Origin of the sequence: Leucobacter luti (genome assembly GCF_004217175.1) — a bacterium.
Lineage (GTDB): Bacteria > Actinomycetota > Actinomycetes > Actinomycetales > Microbacteriaceae > Leucobacter > Leucobacter luti.
The window spans coordinates 63,404-77,568 of record NZ_SHKI01000005.1 but is presented as its reverse complement, the minus strand read 5'-3'; the positions used below and the strand labels follow the sequence as shown (position 1 = coordinate 77,568).

Annotated in this window: 14 protein-coding genes; 1 reads left to right on the top strand and 13 read right to left on the bottom strand. The window is 70.1% G+C overall.

Annotation, left to right across the window (positions count from 1 at the left end):
• Nucleotides 1-69 precede the first annotated feature (69 nt).
• The 13 genes from EV139_RS09490 to EV139_RS09430 form a co-directional block, all read right to left on the bottom strand.
• Nucleotides 70-1,368 carry a citrate synthase gene (locus EV139_RS09490; protein WP_130454107.1) on the bottom strand — a complete coding sequence of 433 codons (1,299 nt, stop codon included), beginning with the start codon at nt 1,366-1,368 and terminating at the stop codon, nt 70-72.
• A gap of 215 nt (nt 1,369-1,583) precedes the next feature.
• Entirely contained in the window at nt 1,584-2,684 is a 1,101-nt protein-coding gene (gene dapC / locus EV139_RS09485; RefSeq protein ID WP_130454106.1) for a succinyldiaminopimelate transaminase, read from the bottom strand.
• Nucleotides 2,685-2,689: 5 nt separating this feature from the next.
• On the bottom strand, nt 2,690-3,010 hold the full coding sequence (gene fdxA / locus EV139_RS09480) for a ferredoxin (protein WP_130454105.1): 321 nt from the start codon (nt 3,008-3,010) through the stop codon (nt 2,690-2,692).
• A 73-nt stretch (nt 3,011-3,083) separates the two neighbouring features.
• On the bottom strand, nt 3,084-3,743 hold the full coding sequence (locus EV139_RS09475; protein WP_130454104.1) for a prepilin peptidase: 660 nt from the start codon (nt 3,741-3,743) through the stop codon (nt 3,084-3,086).
• Nucleotides 3,740-4,642, bottom strand: coding sequence for an acetylglutamate kinase (gene argB, locus EV139_RS09470; protein WP_130454103.1), 903 nt, complete (start codon nt 4,640-4,642; stop codon nt 3,740-3,742). Before argB ends, EV139_RS09475 begins: the two co-directional genes overlap by 4 nt.
• A 9-nt stretch (nt 4,643-4,651) precedes the next feature.
• Complete coding sequence (argJ, locus tag EV139_RS09465) at nt 4,652-5,824, bottom strand: bifunctional glutamate N-acetyltransferase/amino-acid acetyltransferase ArgJ (RefSeq protein WP_130454102.1); 1,173 nt, start codon at nt 5,822-5,824, stop codon at nt 4,652-4,654.
• Between the two features lie 59 nt (nt 5,825-5,883).
• Nucleotides 5,884-6,936 (bottom strand): N-acetyl-gamma-glutamyl-phosphate reductase, encoded by a 1,053-nt coding sequence (gene argC, locus EV139_RS09460; protein WP_130454101.1) that lies wholly within the window; start codon nt 6,934-6,936, stop codon nt 5,884-5,886.
• A gap of 385 nt (nt 6,937-7,321) precedes the next feature.
• A complete protein-coding gene (locus EV139_RS09455; protein ID WP_130454100.1) occupies nt 7,322-8,113 on the bottom strand; it encodes an enoyl-CoA hydratase in 792 nt (263 codons plus the stop codon).
• A 63-nt stretch (nt 8,114-8,176) separates the two neighbouring features.
• Nucleotides 8,177-9,307: a bifunctional 2-methylcitrate synthase/citrate synthase gene (locus tag EV139_RS09450; protein WP_130454099.1), complete on the bottom strand. Its 1,131-nt coding sequence runs from the start codon at nt 9,305-9,307 to the stop codon at nt 8,177-8,179.
• Nucleotides 9,308-9,384: 77 nt separating this feature from the next.
• A complete protein-coding gene (prpB, locus tag EV139_RS09445) occupies nt 9,385-10,296 on the bottom strand; it encodes a methylisocitrate lyase (RefSeq protein WP_130454098.1) in 912 nt (303 codons plus the stop codon).
• Nucleotides 10,296-11,834, bottom strand: coding sequence for an MmgE/PrpD family protein (locus EV139_RS09440; protein ID WP_130454097.1), 1,539 nt, complete (start codon nt 11,832-11,834; stop codon nt 10,296-10,298). Before EV139_RS09440 ends, prpB begins: the two co-directional genes overlap by 1 nt.
• Complete coding sequence (locus EV139_RS09435) at nt 11,831-12,487, bottom strand: GntR family transcriptional regulator (RefSeq protein ID WP_130454096.1); 657 nt, start codon at nt 12,485-12,487, stop codon at nt 11,831-11,833. The genes EV139_RS09440 and EV139_RS09435 overlap by 4 nt, the downstream gene beginning before the upstream one ends.
• Nucleotides 12,488-12,627: 140 nt before the next feature.
• A complete protein-coding gene (locus EV139_RS09430; protein WP_130454095.1) occupies nt 12,628-13,536 on the bottom strand; it encodes a VOC family protein in 909 nt (302 codons plus the stop codon).
• Nucleotides 13,537-13,726: 190 nt separating this feature from the next.
• On the opposite strand from EV139_RS09430, the gene EV139_RS09425 reads away from it, so the two are divergent.
• On the top strand, nt 13,727-14,152 hold the full coding sequence (locus tag EV139_RS09425; protein WP_130454094.1) for a VOC family protein: 426 nt from the start codon (nt 13,727-13,729) through the stop codon (nt 14,150-14,152).
• The last annotated feature ends 13 nt before the right edge of the window (nt 14,153-14,165 follow it).

The window sequence follows — 14,165 nt, the reverse complement described above, 5'->3', positions numbered from 1 at the left end:
CAACCGAGTGGCTGCGTACACGGCACGTTCGCGAGTGCTCGGGGGCGCGGGGCTCGCGGCCCCGGACACCTAGCGGTTCAGGTGACGCTCGGGCGAGCCGATGTACAGCTGCTGCGGGCGACCGATCTTGGTCTGCGGATCCTCGCGGGCCTCGCGCCACTGCGCAATCCAGCCGGGGAGCCGGCCGATTGCGAACAGCACCGTGAACATCCGCGTGGGGAAGCCCATCGCCTTGTAGATCACGCCGGTGTAGAAGTCGACGTTGGGGTAGAGCTTGCGCTCCTTGAAGTAGTCGTCCTCGAGCGCGATCTGCTCGAGCTCGCGGGCGAGGCCGAGCAGCGGGTCGTTGACACCCAGCTCCTCGAGCACCTTCCCGGCGCTCTCACTCACGATGCGAGCGCGCGGGTCGTAGTTCTTGTACACGCGGTGCCCAAAGCCCATCAGCTTCACGCCGTCTTCCTTGCGCTTCACCTTTTCGACGAAGGTCTCCACGCTCTGGCCCGAGTCGCGGATCTGCGCGAGCATGTCGAGGACCGCCTCGTTCGCGCCGCCGTGCAGCGGACCCGAGAGCGCGTTGATCCCGGCCGAAATCGACGAGAACATGTTGGCACCGGTGGACCCCACGAGACGCACGGTCGAGGTGGAGGCGTTCTGCTCGTGATCCGCGTGCAGAATCAGCAGCTTGTCGAGCGCGTCGACGAGCACCGGGTTCATCTCGTACTTCTCGGCCTTGTTGCCGAAGTTCAAGCGGAGGAAGTTCTCAACGAAGCTCAGGTTGTTGTCGGGGTACAGGAAGGCCTGCCCCACCGACTTCTTGTGCGCGTACGCGGCGAGCACGGGCAGCTTCGCGAGCAGACGGATCGTGTTCACCTCGACGAACTCCGGGTCCGTCGTGTCGAGCGAGCTCTCGTAGTAGGTCGACATCGTCTGCAGTCCGCCCGAGAGCACCGCCATCGGGTGCGCGGTGTGCGGCACGCCCTCGAAGTAGTAGCGCATGTCCTCGTGGAGCAGCGTGTGCCGGCGGATCTCCTCGTCGAACGCCCCGAGGGCGTCAGCGCTCGGCAGCTCGCCGTAAATTAGCAGGTAGGCCACCTCAAGGAACGTCGAGTGCTGCGCGAGCTCCTCGATCGGGTAGCCGCGGTAGCGCAGGATCCCAGCATCGCCATCGATGTAGGTGATCGCTGACTTCGTCGACGCGGTGTTGACGAAGCCGTAGTCGAGCGCTGTGTAGCCGCTCTGCTTCGTGAGGGTGCTCACGTCGATCGCGGCGTGGCCGTCCACGGCATCGCGGATCGGAAACTCTGCGGAGCCACCGGGGAACGTCAGTTTTGCTGAGGCCGCGCCCTGGCCCTGAGTCGATTCGTTCACGTCGTCTCCTCGTGGGGTCTCATACTGACAAAGCGTCGGGTGCGACGCCGCCATTCCTACACCTTATCGGCTCCGTTCGGAGCCCGAGCACCGCGCGAGGATTCGCGCACGCACACCTCAGAATATATCTTGACGTCGAGCAAAAAGTCGATTCGGCCGGGCGCGGTGCGGGCATTTGAGCCCCTCGCTCGGCGTCAGGGTGCGCCCCGATCAGGCTATGCGGCGGCCAAACGACGCGCGGCGGTGGCGATATCCGCGTCGCTCGCGGTGAGCGCCAACCGCACATGCTGCGGCGAGTGATCCCCGTAGAACTGGCCGGGGCCCACGACGATCCCGCGCCGCGCAAACTCCGCAACGCTGTCCCACGCGTCCTCGCCGCGCGTGGCCCACAGGTACAGCCCCGCGGCGCTGCCCTCGATCCGGAACCCGGCCGCTTCAAGCGCCGGTCGCAGCACCTCGCGCCGGGCTCGGTACCGCTCCCGCTGCTCGGTCACGTGAGTCTCGTCGGCGAGCGCCGCGATCATCGCCGCCTGCACCGGCGCGGGGAGCATCAGCCCGGCGTGCTTGCGCACGGTGAGCAGCCGCTCAACAAGATCCGGATCACCCGCGATGAAGGCTGCACGGTAGCCGGCGAGGTTCGACTGTTTGCTGAGCGAGTACACGCTGAGCACGTCGCGGTGGTCCTCGCCCACCACCGCCGGGTCGAGAATCGACGGGATCCGCTCGGCATCCCACGGCGCGTCCCAGCCGAACTCGGCGTAGCACTCGTCCCCGGCGATCACGGCGTCGAGCTCCCTGGCCCGCGCCACCGCGGCGCGCAGCCACGCGGCGTCGTGGACGCGACCATCGGGGTTTGACGGCGAGTTGACCCACACCAGGCGGGTGTGCGCGGGCCAGTCGGCCGGGTCGTCTGCGGCGACCGCGTCGGCCCCCACCAGCGCGGCACCCATCGCGTAGCTCGGGTATGCAATGCGCGGGAAGACCACTGCCTCCCCCGCGCCGATGCCGAGCAGGAACGGGAGCAGCGCGACGAGCTCCTTGGAGCCCACCGTGGGGAGCACCGCCTCGGGGGCGACGCGCACGCCGCGGCGGCGCGCGAACCACTCGGCAATCGCCTCGCGCAGGCGCGGTGACCCGGCGGTCGCCGGATACGCGTGCGCGTCGGTCGCTGCGGCGAGCGCCTCACGCACCCCGGCCGGGCTCGGATCGACGGGCGAACCAACTGACAGGTTCACCGCGCCCTCCGGGTGCTCTGCCGCGGCCGCCGCGTACGGCGCCATCGCGTCCCACGGGTAATCGGGCAGCGGCCCGCGCATCGCGGCTACTCGCCCTGCGGCGGGAGCGCCGCGATGATCGGGTGGTCGAAGTCGTAGACTCCCACCTTCGCGGCTCCGCCCGGGGAGCCGATCTCGTCGAAGAAGTCGACGTTGGCGCGGTAGTAGTCGGACCACTCGGCGGGGAGGTCGTCCTCGTAGTAGATCGCCTCGACGGGGCAGACCGGCTCGCAGGCGCCGCAGTCGACGCACTCGTCGGGGTGGATGTAGAGCGATCGTTCGCCCTCGTAGATGCAGTCGACGGGACACTCGTCAACGCAGGCGCGGTCCTTCACGTCGACGCACGGAAGCGCGATCACATACGTCACGACCCCCACCTTTCACTCTGCAGTTCGGACAGGAACCAGTCTACCGTCGGGGCCCTGGGTGCTTCGCACCGGCTCACCCGAAAGGCGCAAAGCCGGGCGGGTGCGGCGCGCCGGCCACCGCTCCGACCCAGCTCGCGAAGAGGAGCGGCGGCCCAAATCCGATGTCGCTGTCGCGGCGCGCGTGCGCGACAGCCACGCCGACGAGCGCGCTCGCAGCGAGTCCGCACGCAAACGCCAGCAGCCAGGGCCCCGCACCGGCCGCCGCGGGGACGAACACGGAGAGCGGCACCAGCTTCACGTCGCCGGCGCCGAGCGCCCCGGGACGCCACACCCAGAGCGCTGCGAAGAGGCACAGCGCCGCCGCCGCCGCGGCGAGTGCCATGAGGAGGCGGCGCGGCTCCCCCGGCAGCACCAGCGAGCCGGCGAGCGGCGCAGCCACCGTCACGCTGGCCCAGCCCACGACCGGGTTTGGCAGCCGCCGATCTCTGAGATCGGTGAGGCTGAGCCACACTGTCCAGCCACCGTAGCTCGCGAACGCGGCAAGTCCCGCGACCTGAGCGAGCGCGGTGAGCGCGCACCGCGGGGCCCCTGGGCCACCGGGAGTGTCTGCCCCACCGAGCCCGGTAGCCGCCGCGAGCAGCGCGCCCGCGGCCGCCCCGCCAATGATCCAGCGCCGCTGCCCCGGGGTCAGGGCAACGGCCTCGGCCCTGAGCCCGCGCGGGCGCAGGGTCACTGCACCACTTCGGTGCCAATCCCCCGCTCGGTGAAGATCTCGAGCAGCACAGAGTGCGGCTCTCGGCCGTCGATGATTGCGGCCTTCGAGACGCCGCCCTGCACGGCGTCGAGGCAGGCGCGCATCTTCGGGATCATGCCCGATTCGAGGGTGGGGAGCAGCTCCTCGAGCTCGGCCGCGCTGATCGACGACACGAGCGAGTCGCGGTTGGGCCAGTCGGCGTAGAGCCCCGCCACGTCCGTGAGGATGACGAGCTTCTCTGCACCGAGCGCTGCGGCGAGCGCCCCGGCTGCCGCGTCGGCGTTCACGTTGAGCGAGTCGCCCGGCCGATCCACGTCGGGGGCAATCGACGATACGACGGGGATGAGTCCGGCTTCGAGGAGGGCGAGCACGGGCTCCACGCGCACGTCGACGACGTCGCCGACGAGCCCGAGGTCGACGAGTTCTCCGTCGACCTCAACGGGCGGGCGGCGGCGGCCAACGAACAGCCCGGCGTCCTCCCCCGTCGTGCCCGCGGCGAGCGGGCCGTGCGCGTTGATCTCGTCGACGAGCTCGGGGTTCACCTTGCCGGTGAGCACCATGCGCACCACGTCCATCGTCTCCGGTGTTGTGACGCGGTACCCACCCTTGAATTCGCTCTCGATGCCGAGTCGCGCGAGCATCGCGTTGATCTGCGGCCCGCCCCCGTGCACCACGACGGGGCGGATGCCCGTGTGGCGGAGGTAGACGACGTCGGCGGCGAACGCGCGCAGCAGCTCGTCGTCGACCATCGCATTGCCACCGAACTTGATCACCATGATGGCGTCACGGAATTTCTTGAGCCATGGCAGCGATTCGATGAGAACCTGCGCTTTCTCTGCGGCGTGCGTGTGATCGAGGATTTCGGTCGTGGTGGTCACCTGTGCCGCCTAGCTCGAGTACGCGCTGTTCTCGTGCACGTAGTCGTGCGTGAGATCGTTGGTGCGGATGGTCGCCGTGTACTCGCCTGCGAACAGCTCGATCTCCACGTGCGTGCGTCGCGGTGTGAGGTCGCAGTCGGTGACGGGTCGGTCTGGGGCGCCCGCGTGGCAGAGGCGCACGCCGTTGAACGACACGTCAACCTGGTACGGGTCGAACGCGGCGTCGGTGGTGCCGATCGCGGCGAGCACGCGGCCCCAGTTCGGGTCGTTGCCGAAGATGGCAGCCTTGAACAGGTTGTTGCGCGCGACCGAGCGGCCAACGTCGACGGCGTCGGCGGTGCTCGCGGCGCCGCGGACCTCGATGTCGATGTCGTGGCTCGCGCCCTCGGCATCGGCCTGCAGCTGCGCCGCGAGGCTGTCGCACACGCCCGCGAGGGCGGCCGCGAACTCTGCCTCGTCGGGGGTGACGCCGGAGGCGCCACTCGCGAGCAGCGTGACCTGATCGTTCGTGGACATGCAGCCGTCGGAGTCGAGTCGGTCGAAGCTCGGGGCGGTCGCGCCGCGCAGCGCGCGGTCGAGCGCCTCGCCGTCGAGCAGCGCGTCGGTGGTGATCACCACGAGCATCGTCGCGAGCCCGGGCGCGAGCATGCCGGCGCCCTTCGCCATTGCGCCGATGCTCCAGCCGGCACCCGCGTGCACGGCCGTCTTCTCAACCGAGTCGGTTGTGAGGATCGCGGCCGGCGCCGTGGTGTCGGTGGCGCTGAGCTGCGCGAACAGCCCGGGCACCCCGCCGACCACCTTGTCGCGGAACGCCTGGTCGCCGGTGCCGATAAGGCCCGTCGAGCAGACGAGGATCTCTTCGGCGTCCGTCGCGTCGCCCGCCGCGGTGAGCGCTGCGGCCACGGCCTCGGCGGTGAGCCGGGTGGTGTCGTAGCCGAAGTCTCCGGTGAAGCAGTTCGCCCCGCCTGAGTTCAGAATGACCGCGCGCGCAGCGCCGCCGTCCTGGACCACCTTGCGGCTCCACAGGATCGGGTTCGCCTGCGCTCGGTTGCTCGTGAAGACCACGGCGCTCGCCGGGGTCGGCCCGTCGTTGACGACGAGCGCCAGGTCGGGCTTGCCGGTGCTCTTCAGGCCTACGGCGATCCCCGCGGAACGGAATCCGGCGGGAGTGGTGACGGTCACGGTGTCTCCTTGGTGCGGTGGGTGTGTCGGTGTGTGAGTGAGTGGGGCCGTGGCTCGGCTTAGGGAGCGACGCCGTCGACGCTGAGGCCCGTGCGCTCGGGCAGACCGAGCGAGATGTTTGCCGACTGGATCGCTGCGCCGGCCGTACCCTTCGCGAGGTTGTCGAGGGCGGCGACGACCACCACGCGGCCCGCGGCCTCGTCGATCGCAACGCCCATGAGGCAGGTGTTTGCGCCAACGGTGTCTGCGGTGCGCGGGTAGACCCCCTCGGGCAGCACGTGCACGAACGGCTCGTCTGCGTACGCGTCTTCCCAGGCGGCGCGCACCTCGGCCGCGGTGACGCCCGGCGCGATGCGCGCGGTCGAGGTGGCGAGGATGCCTCGGCTCATTGGCACGAGCACGGGCGTGAAGCTGATCGTGACGGGTGCCTGCGCTCCCGCACCGCGCAGCGCCTGCTGAATCTCGGGGATGTGCCGGTGCGTGCCGCCGACCGCGTACGGGTTCGCGGTGCCCATGAGCTCGGCCCCCAACAGGTGCGTCTTCGCGGCCTTCCCCGCACCGGACGGGCCCACGGCGAGCACCGAGACGAGGTCGCTCGGCTCGATGACGCCGGCCGCGATACCGGGCGCGAGCGACAGCGCGACCGTGGAGGCGTTGCAGCCGGGCGCCGCGATCCGGCTCGCCCCGACGAGCGCGTCGCGCTGCTTAGCGCCGGCCGCGCCGACGAGCAGCTCGGGCACGCCGTACGTCCACGCCTCGTGGTGCTCCCCACCGTAGAACGCTGCCCAGTCTGCGGCGTCAGTGAGGCGGTGGTCGGCGCCACAGTCGACCGCGAGGCGCACATCGGTGAGCTGCGCCGTGAGCGCCCCGGACGCCCCGTGCGGCAGCGCGAAGAACACCACGTCGTGCCCGTCGAGCACCTCGGGGGTGGTCTCGCGCAGCGTGAGGTGCGCCAGGGAGCGCAGGTGCGGCTGCGTGGCGATGAGCGGCTGGCCGGCGCTCGAGTGCCCCGTCACCGTGCGCACCTCGAACTCCGGGTGCGCGGCGAGCAGCCGCAGCAGCTCACCCCCGGCGTATCCTGAGGCTCCCGCAACCGCCACGCTGTACGTCATCGACGCTCCTTTACTCTGCGAACTTCTCTATTCTGGCACCTCACGAACCCAGGTGTGACCGTTATCCACAGGCGTGTGCCCCGCGCAGGGCTGCTCCCCAGGCCGAGTCGCCGGGGTGCACGAGGCGCGAGCGCGGCGCAAGCGCGACGCAGGCGCGGCGACTTCGGCGGGCACACCGCGCCGAGCTCGCGCAGGAGATTCGAGCTCAGGCGGACCCACTCGCGGGAATTCCTCCTGCGCGAGCTCGGATCTCCTGCGCGAATTCGACCCCGGGCGCGGGCACCCTCACCCCCGTGCGGCCGCAGGGGCGCGCACGGGCTCAATACCCCCCCCCGGGCGCGGGAACGCGCCGGCAGGAAAGCCCCGAGCGCCGCGGCGCCCGCCCCTAGCGGTGCGTGAAGTTCGGCTCGCGCTTCTCGGTGAAGGCGCGCATGCCCTCCTTCTGGTCCTCGGTCGCGAACGCGGCGGCGAACGCGCGACGCTCGAAGCGGAGCCCCTCCGAGAGCGGCATCTCCTGGGCGGCCTGCAGCGCATCCTTCGCGGCGTACAGGGCGGGCAGCGACTTCGCCGCGATCGTCGCGGCGACCTGCGCGGTCTCGTCAAGGAGTTCGGCCGCGGGGATCACGCGCGACACGAGCCCCGAGCGTTCGGCCTCGTCGGCGCGCATCATCCGCCCGGTGAGCACCAGCTCGGCGGCCTTGTACGAGCCGATTGCGCGCGGCAGTCGCTGCGAGCCGCCGAACCCGGGCAGCACCCCCAGGTTGATCTCGGGCTGGCCAAACTTCGCCGTGTCGGCGGCGAGAATGATGTCGCACATCATCGCGAGCTCGCAGCCCCCGCCGAGGGCGAAGCCGGCCACGGCGGCGACCACGGGCGTGCGCATCCGCTCGAAGCCACCCCACCCGGGAAACGGTCCGCCGACGGCCATCTCGGCGTAGCTGTGGTCCGCCATCTCCTTGATGTCCGCTCCCGCAGCGAACGCCCGCTCGGACCCGGTGATCACGATGCAGCCGATCTCGGGCGACGCGTCGAACGCGAGCGCTGCGTCGATCAGCTCGCGCACGAGCACCGAGTTGAGCGCGTTGAGCGCCTCGGGGCGGTTCAGCGTGATCCAGCCGACGCGGCCGCGCACCTCGCTCAGAATGGTGGTGTACTCGGCACTCGTCTGCTCAGTCATCGTCGATCCTCTCGCTCGGGTCCGCTGAGCCCTCGCCCAGTGTGTGTCCTACGCTACCGCGCGTCACAGGCCGGGAACGTGGCGCTCGTCAACCCCGGAGTACGCCGACAGCGGGCGGATCAGCGCGTTCGCCGCCGCCTGCTCCATGATGTGCGCGGTCCATCCCGTCACCCGCGCGGCCACGAACAGCGGGGTGAAGATCTCGGTGTCGAAGCCGAGCAGGTGGTAGGCGGGGCCGGACGGGTAGTCGAGGTTTGGGTAGATACCCTTGCGCGCCACGAACTCGGACTCGAGCGCCGCGTACAGTGCAGCGAGGTCGGTGCGCCCGCTCTCGTCAAGCAGCACCTCGAGCGCGGCGTGCATGGTGGGCACCCGCGAGTCGCCGTGCTTGTAGACGCGGTGTCCAAACCCCATGATCTTCCGCTTCTCGGCGAGCGCCCGGTCGAGCCACGGGACCACGTTCGCGGCGGTGCCCACCTCCTCGAAGATGTGCATCACCGCTTCGTTGGCGCCGCCGTGCAGGGGTCCCTTGAGCGCACCGATTGCACCCACTACTGCCGAGTACAGGTCGGAGGTGGTCGAGGCGATCACCCGGGCGGTGAAGGTCGAAGCGTTGAACGAGTGCTCCGCGTAGAGCACGAGCGAGACGCGGAACACGTCGACGGCCGCGTCGGAGGGCAGCTCGCCGAATGTCATCCACAGGAAGTTGCGTGAGTAGTCGAGGTCGGCGCGCGGCGGGATCGGCGCGAGCCCGCGGCGCCGGCGCTGCACGGCCGCGATGATGGTGGGCAACTGCGCAAAAAGGAGCGCGGACCGGTCGAGGTCGAGCTGCGGATCCGTCCACCCGCCCGGCTCGTGCAGGGTGTCGTCGAGGGTGCCGAGCTGGCTCACCGCGGTGCGGACGATGTCCATCGGGTGCGCGTCGGGCGGCATCGTCTCGAGCACCGCGACGGTGCTGGGCGCGAGCGCGCGCTGCGCGCGCTCCAGGCGCTCGAAATCGGCGAGCTGCGCGGCGGTGGGCAACTCGCCGTGCCAGAGCAGGTAGGCCACGGCCTCGAACGGCTGGGTGGCCGCGAGCTCCTGCACGGGGTAGCCGCGGTAGAGCAGGCTGTTCGACTCCGGGTTCACCTTCGAGATCGCCGTGACGTCGGCGACCACTCCGGCGAGGCCCTTCTTCACTTCTGATGCTGACATGTGCGCTCCTTTGCGACGGCGATGGCGGGGAACTGCTGGGGGTGAGTGGTGCGGCGGCGCGGACGCAGCCAGGACCGCTAGCGCTCGACCTCGAAGTTGAACACGCTCGTGTCGAAGCGGTTGTACTCCTCGTAGTCGATGAGCTCGTAGAGGTCGGCGCGGTGCTGCATCTCGCCGAGCTTGCCGGTGAGGTGTCCCACCTCGTTCAGCTCGTCGAGCGCGCGACCGGTCGCACCCATCGCGATCCGGAGCATCGACACTGGCCAGATCACGATGTTCACACCGATGTCGGCGAGCTGCTGCGAGGAGAACAACTCGCTCTTGCCAAACTCGGTCATGTTCGCGAGGATCGGCACGTCGAGCGCCTCGCGCATCGCGGCGAACTCCTCGAGCGTGCGCATTGCCTCCGGGAAGATCGCGTCGGCTCCAGCGTCGACGAGCGCTTTGGCCCGGTCAACGGCGAGCCGCAGTCCGGCGTCCCCGGGCTCGGTCGCGCGAATGTCGGTGCGCGCCATGACGAGGAAGTTGGGGTCGCGGCGCGCGTCGACGGCGGCGCGGATCCGCTTGAGCGCGGTGCCCTCGTCAACGACGGCCTTCCCGTCGAGGTGGCCGCAGCGCTTGGGGTTGACCTGGTCCTCGATGTGGGCCCCGGCGAGCCCGGCGTCCTCGAGCGTCTGGATCGTGCGCGCCACGTTCATCGGCTCGCCGAACCCGGTGTCGGCGTCCACGATCGCGGGCAGCTCGGTCATCCGCGCGATCTGCTGTGCGCGGGTCGCCACCTCGGTGAGCGTGGTGAGCCCGATGTCTGGCAGCCCCAGGTCGGCCGAGAGCACGGCACCCGAGATATACACGCCATCGAAGCCCTTGCGCTCGATGAGCCGAGCTGAGAGCGGGTTGAACGCGCCGGGGAAGCGCAGCAGCTCACCACTCGCGAGGCGCTCGCGGAACTGGCGGCGCTTGTCGGCCGGCGTGGTCTGCGCGTACAGCATTAGAACAGTCCCTTCGGTGCGGCGGCGAGGTCGATCACGCCCGGGAGCGCGACGATGTTGAGCTCGCGCACCTCGGCGGGGGTGAGCTCGGGCAGGCGCTGCACGAGCTCCAGGAAGCGCTCGATCTCGGCGGGCGCGAGCACTGGCTCCGCGAGCAGCCGGAACTTCGCGATGTAGTTGTCGCGCGCGAACGGCCGCGCTCCGAGCGGGTGCGCGTCGGCCACGGCGATCTCGTCGACGAGCGTGGTGCCGTCGGCGAGCTCGATCTCCACGCGTCCGCCGAACGCCTTCTCGTCGGGATCCTCGGAGTGGTAGCGCCGCGTCCACTCGGCGTCTTCAGCCGTGGTCACCTTGTGCCACAGGGCGACGGTGTCCGGGCGGCCCGCGCGCTCCGGGGTGTACGAGTCGACGTGGTGCCAGCCGCCGTCCTGGAGCGCGACCGCGAAGATGTACGGGATCGAGTGATCGAGCGTCTCGCGCGATGCCGTGGGATCGTACTTCTGCGGGTCGTTCGCACCCGAACCGATCACGTAGTGCGTGTGGTGGCTCGTGTGCAGCACGATCTTGGCGATGCGTGCCGGGTCCGCGAGCTCGGGCCGCTCGCCGTGCAGCTTACGGGCAAGGTCGATCCAGGCCTGCGCCTGGTACTCGGCCGAGTGCTCCTTGGTGTAGCTGTCGAGGATGGCGCGCTTTGCCTCGCCCGGCGCGGGGAGCGGCACCTCGTACGCCGCGTCAGGGCCGTCGAGCAGCCAGGCGATCACGCCGTCCTCCCCCTCGTAGATGGGGCTCGGCGAGGTCTGGCCGCGCATGGCGCGGTCGACTGCCTCGACCGCCATCTTGCCGGCGAACGCGGGAGCGTGCGCCTTCCACGTCGAAATCTCACCCTTGCGGCTCTGCCGCGTCGCGGTGGTCGTGTGGAGGCCCTGCGCCACGGCCTGGGAGATGGTCTCGGCGTCGAGACCGAGCAGCGTGCCAATGCCGGCGGCGGCCGATGGGCCGATGTGGGCGACGTGATCGATCTTGTGCTTGTGCAGGCAGATCGCGCGCACGAGGTCCATCTGGATCTCGTAGCCCGTCGCGATCCCGCGCACGAGTGCGCGACCGTCGGCGCCAACGTGCTGCGCCACCGCGAGGATCGGCGGAATGTTGTCGCCCGGGTGGGAGTACTCGGCGGCGAGGAATGTGTCGTGGTAATCGAGCTCGCGCACGGCCACACCGTTGGCCCAGGCCGCCCACTCCGGGCTGGTGCGGGCGCTCGCGTCAGCGGTGCCGTCAATGCCAAACACCGAAGCGCCGTCGCCGCCGGTGGAGACCGGGTGCGCGAGGGCCTGCGCGCGGGCCGCGACGATCGGGCCGCGGGTGAGCGATGCCGCGGCAACCGACGCGTTGTCGATCACGCGGTTGATGATCATGTCGATCACCGCCGGCTCGACCGCGACGGGATCGACTGCGACCTCCGCGATCTTCCAGGCGAGCTGCTCGGTGCGGGGCAGCTCTTCGTCGCTGCGGTAGACACGGACGTGGTGGGTGACGGTCATTGCGGTCCTTCCGTCGGGGTTGCGTGCTCGATCGAGGAGAGGATCGAGGTGAGGGCGTGGTGCAGGTGAACGTGGGTGGCGTGCGCCGCGAGCTCCGGATCGCCGGCCGCGATCGCCTCGGCGATGAGCGCGTGCTCGGCCACCGAGTCACGGAGACGCCCGGCGTTGTCGCGGGCGATGCGGCGAGCGCGTGCGAGGTGGGCGCGGATCGGGCGGAGCGCCTGGGTGAGGTAGACGTTGTCGACCGCCACGTCGAGGGCCGCGTCGAAGCGGGCGATCAGCGCGTAGTAGTCGTCGGCGGCGCGGCTCCCAGACTCGGGGTGCGCGGCGCGGAACTCTGCGGCGAGTTCGCCGAACGCCACTGCGTCGCCGCGTGCCGCCGCGAGCCTGGCCGCGGTCTCTTCAAGGGCGCGGCGCGTTTCGAAGAGCGCGCGAATATCGCCGCCGTCAAACCCCGCGACCACGAGCACGCGCGGGGACTGCTGGCGCACGAGGCCGTCGGCCACGAGTCGGCCGATTGCCTCGCGCATTGGCGTGCGGCTCACCCCGAGTCGCGCCGCCTGCGCGGCCTCGCCAATCACGGCTCCGGGGGCGAGCGCGCCGCCCTGGATCTCCTCAACGAGGGACTCGTATGCCCGATCGCTCGCGCGCATGGGTGCTCCTTCCGAACACCCTCAGCGTATACATACGACACCACATCGGCAACAAGATTCGTGAAATTGCCCTTTTATGTATACATTTGCCGAATCAAACGCGCGGTGCCCGGGGCGGCACGCGGGGGCCCGCGGCGTCCCTAGAAGTCCGCGATGACCAGCTTCTTCATCTGCAGCATGTGGGCGAACGCGTCGGGCCGCGCCATGAGCTCCCCCATGTTCTCGGGCACGATCTGCCAGCTCACTCCGAACCGATCGGCGAGCCAGCCACACTGCTCCGCCTCGGGAACCGCGGAGAGCGCGTCCCACAGCCGGTCGATCTCTCCCTGGTCTCGGCACTGCACCTCGAGCGATACCCCGCAGGTGAAGGACTCGTCCTGAGTCACTCCGGAGTCCATCGCCGCGAACCACTGATCGCCGATCCGGAACTCCCCGAACATGAGCGCGTCGGCCGTCGCGGGCCCGGTCGGCTCGCCGTAGGGGACGCGGACGCCGGGCGCGGCTCCCGGGAAGACCCGGGTGTAGAAGTCGATCGCCTCGCGCGCGCGGTTCTGCGCGGCAGCCCCGAACAGTAGCGACGGGATCACAAACGGGCGCGGATCCCCCGTGGGATCGGTCAGCATGACCTGCCAGTTCACCCCGAAGCGATCCGCCACCCACCCGTAGCGGGCACTGAACGGGTACTCCCCGAGCGGCATGAGCACCTCGCCGCCATCGGCGAGCGCCGCCCACGTGGCGTCGAGCTGAGCGCGGGCCGCGATGGCGCCGCCCGCGTAGTTCAGCGGGTCGAAGTTCAGCATGAGTGAGATCGACCGGTTCGGCGAGAATTCGTCGCCCGCGTTCACCAGGGTGAGGCGGTACCCGGCCACGCTCACCGCGACCGTGAGCGGTTTCCCCGCGAGCGGCTCCTGAAACGGGAGCAGGTCCGTTTCCGGGTAGCGCGACTCGATCTCGGAGGTTGTGTCCGGCAGCGCAGCGGCGTAAAACTCACCGGCCTCGGCTGCGGTACCAACGCACCAGATGTTCGGAACAATTCGCTGCTGCACCATGATGCAACCCCCTTCTGGCGGCAACCCGCCGCACCGCCGAGCGGCCGCGCTGTCCCCAGTATCCGCCAGGGCGGGCACCGGCCACAACCAGGAGTTTTCCTGGTGACAGACGCGCGGGGAAGGCGCAGAATGTGGGTGACGGGGGCCTCCGGAGCCCACGCGTGCAGTACCACACCGACGAGGGACACCGATGACGATCAGACTGAACCCGTATCTCAACTTCCACGGCACCGCGCGCGAGGCGCTCACCTTCTACGAGTCGGTGCTCGGCGGCAGCCTCAACATCATGACCTACGCGTCCATCCCCGGGATGATGGGCGCCGACGACGAGGGCGAGAAGGTGATGCACGGCCAGCTCGACACCGACGACGGGCTCACGCTCATGGCCGCGGACCTCCCCGCGTCGATGTCGGGCTCCCCCGACGCCTCAGCCGGCGGCGTCTCGGTGACGCTCTCCGGCGATCAGAGCGCGCGCATCCGCGCCGCCTGGGACGGGCTGTCCGCGGGCGGAACCACCGTAGAGCCGTTCGCCGAGGCGCCGTGGGGCGACACCTTTGGCATGCTCGTCGACCGCTTCGGCGTGCCCTGGATGATCAGCCTCGAGCGCGCGGCATAGCGCGAGGGCCGCG

What these genes read in the sequence shown, in the direction of transcription:
- dapC (WP_130454106.1), bottom strand. Translation starts at nt 2,684, where the DNA reads ATGCGCGGGCCGCTGCCCGATTACCCGTGGGACGCGATGGCGCCGTAC.
- argC (WP_130454101.1), bottom strand. Translation starts at nt 6,936, where the DNA reads ATGACGTACAGCGTGGCGGTTGCGGGAGCCTCAGGATACGCCGGGGGT.
- EV139_RS09455 (WP_130454100.1), bottom strand. Translation starts at nt 8,113, where the DNA reads ATGACTGAGCAGACGAGTGCCGAGTACACCACCATTCTGAGCGAGGTG.
- EV139_RS09450 (WP_130454099.1), bottom strand. Translation starts at nt 9,307, where the DNA reads ATGTCAGCATCAGAAGTGAAGAAGGGCCTCGCCGGAGTGGTCGCCGAC.
- prpB (WP_130454098.1), bottom strand. Translation starts at nt 10,296, where the DNA reads ATGCTGTACGCGCAGACCACGCCGGCCGACAAGCGCCGCCAGTTCCGC.
- EV139_RS09440 (WP_130454097.1), bottom strand. Translation starts at nt 11,834, where the DNA reads ATGACCGTCACCCACCACGTCCGTGTCTACCGCAGCGACGAAGAGCTG.
- EV139_RS09435 (WP_130454096.1), bottom strand. Translation starts at nt 12,487, where the DNA reads ATGCGCGCGAGCGATCGGGCATACGAGTCCCTCGTTGAGGAGATCCAG.
- EV139_RS09430 (WP_130454095.1), bottom strand. Translation starts at nt 13,536, where the DNA reads ATGGTGCAGCAGCGAATTGTTCCGAACATCTGGTGCGTTGGTACCGCA.
- EV139_RS09425 (WP_130454094.1), top strand. Translation starts at nt 13,727, where the DNA reads ATGACGATCAGACTGAACCCGTATCTCAACTTCCACGGCACCGCGCGC.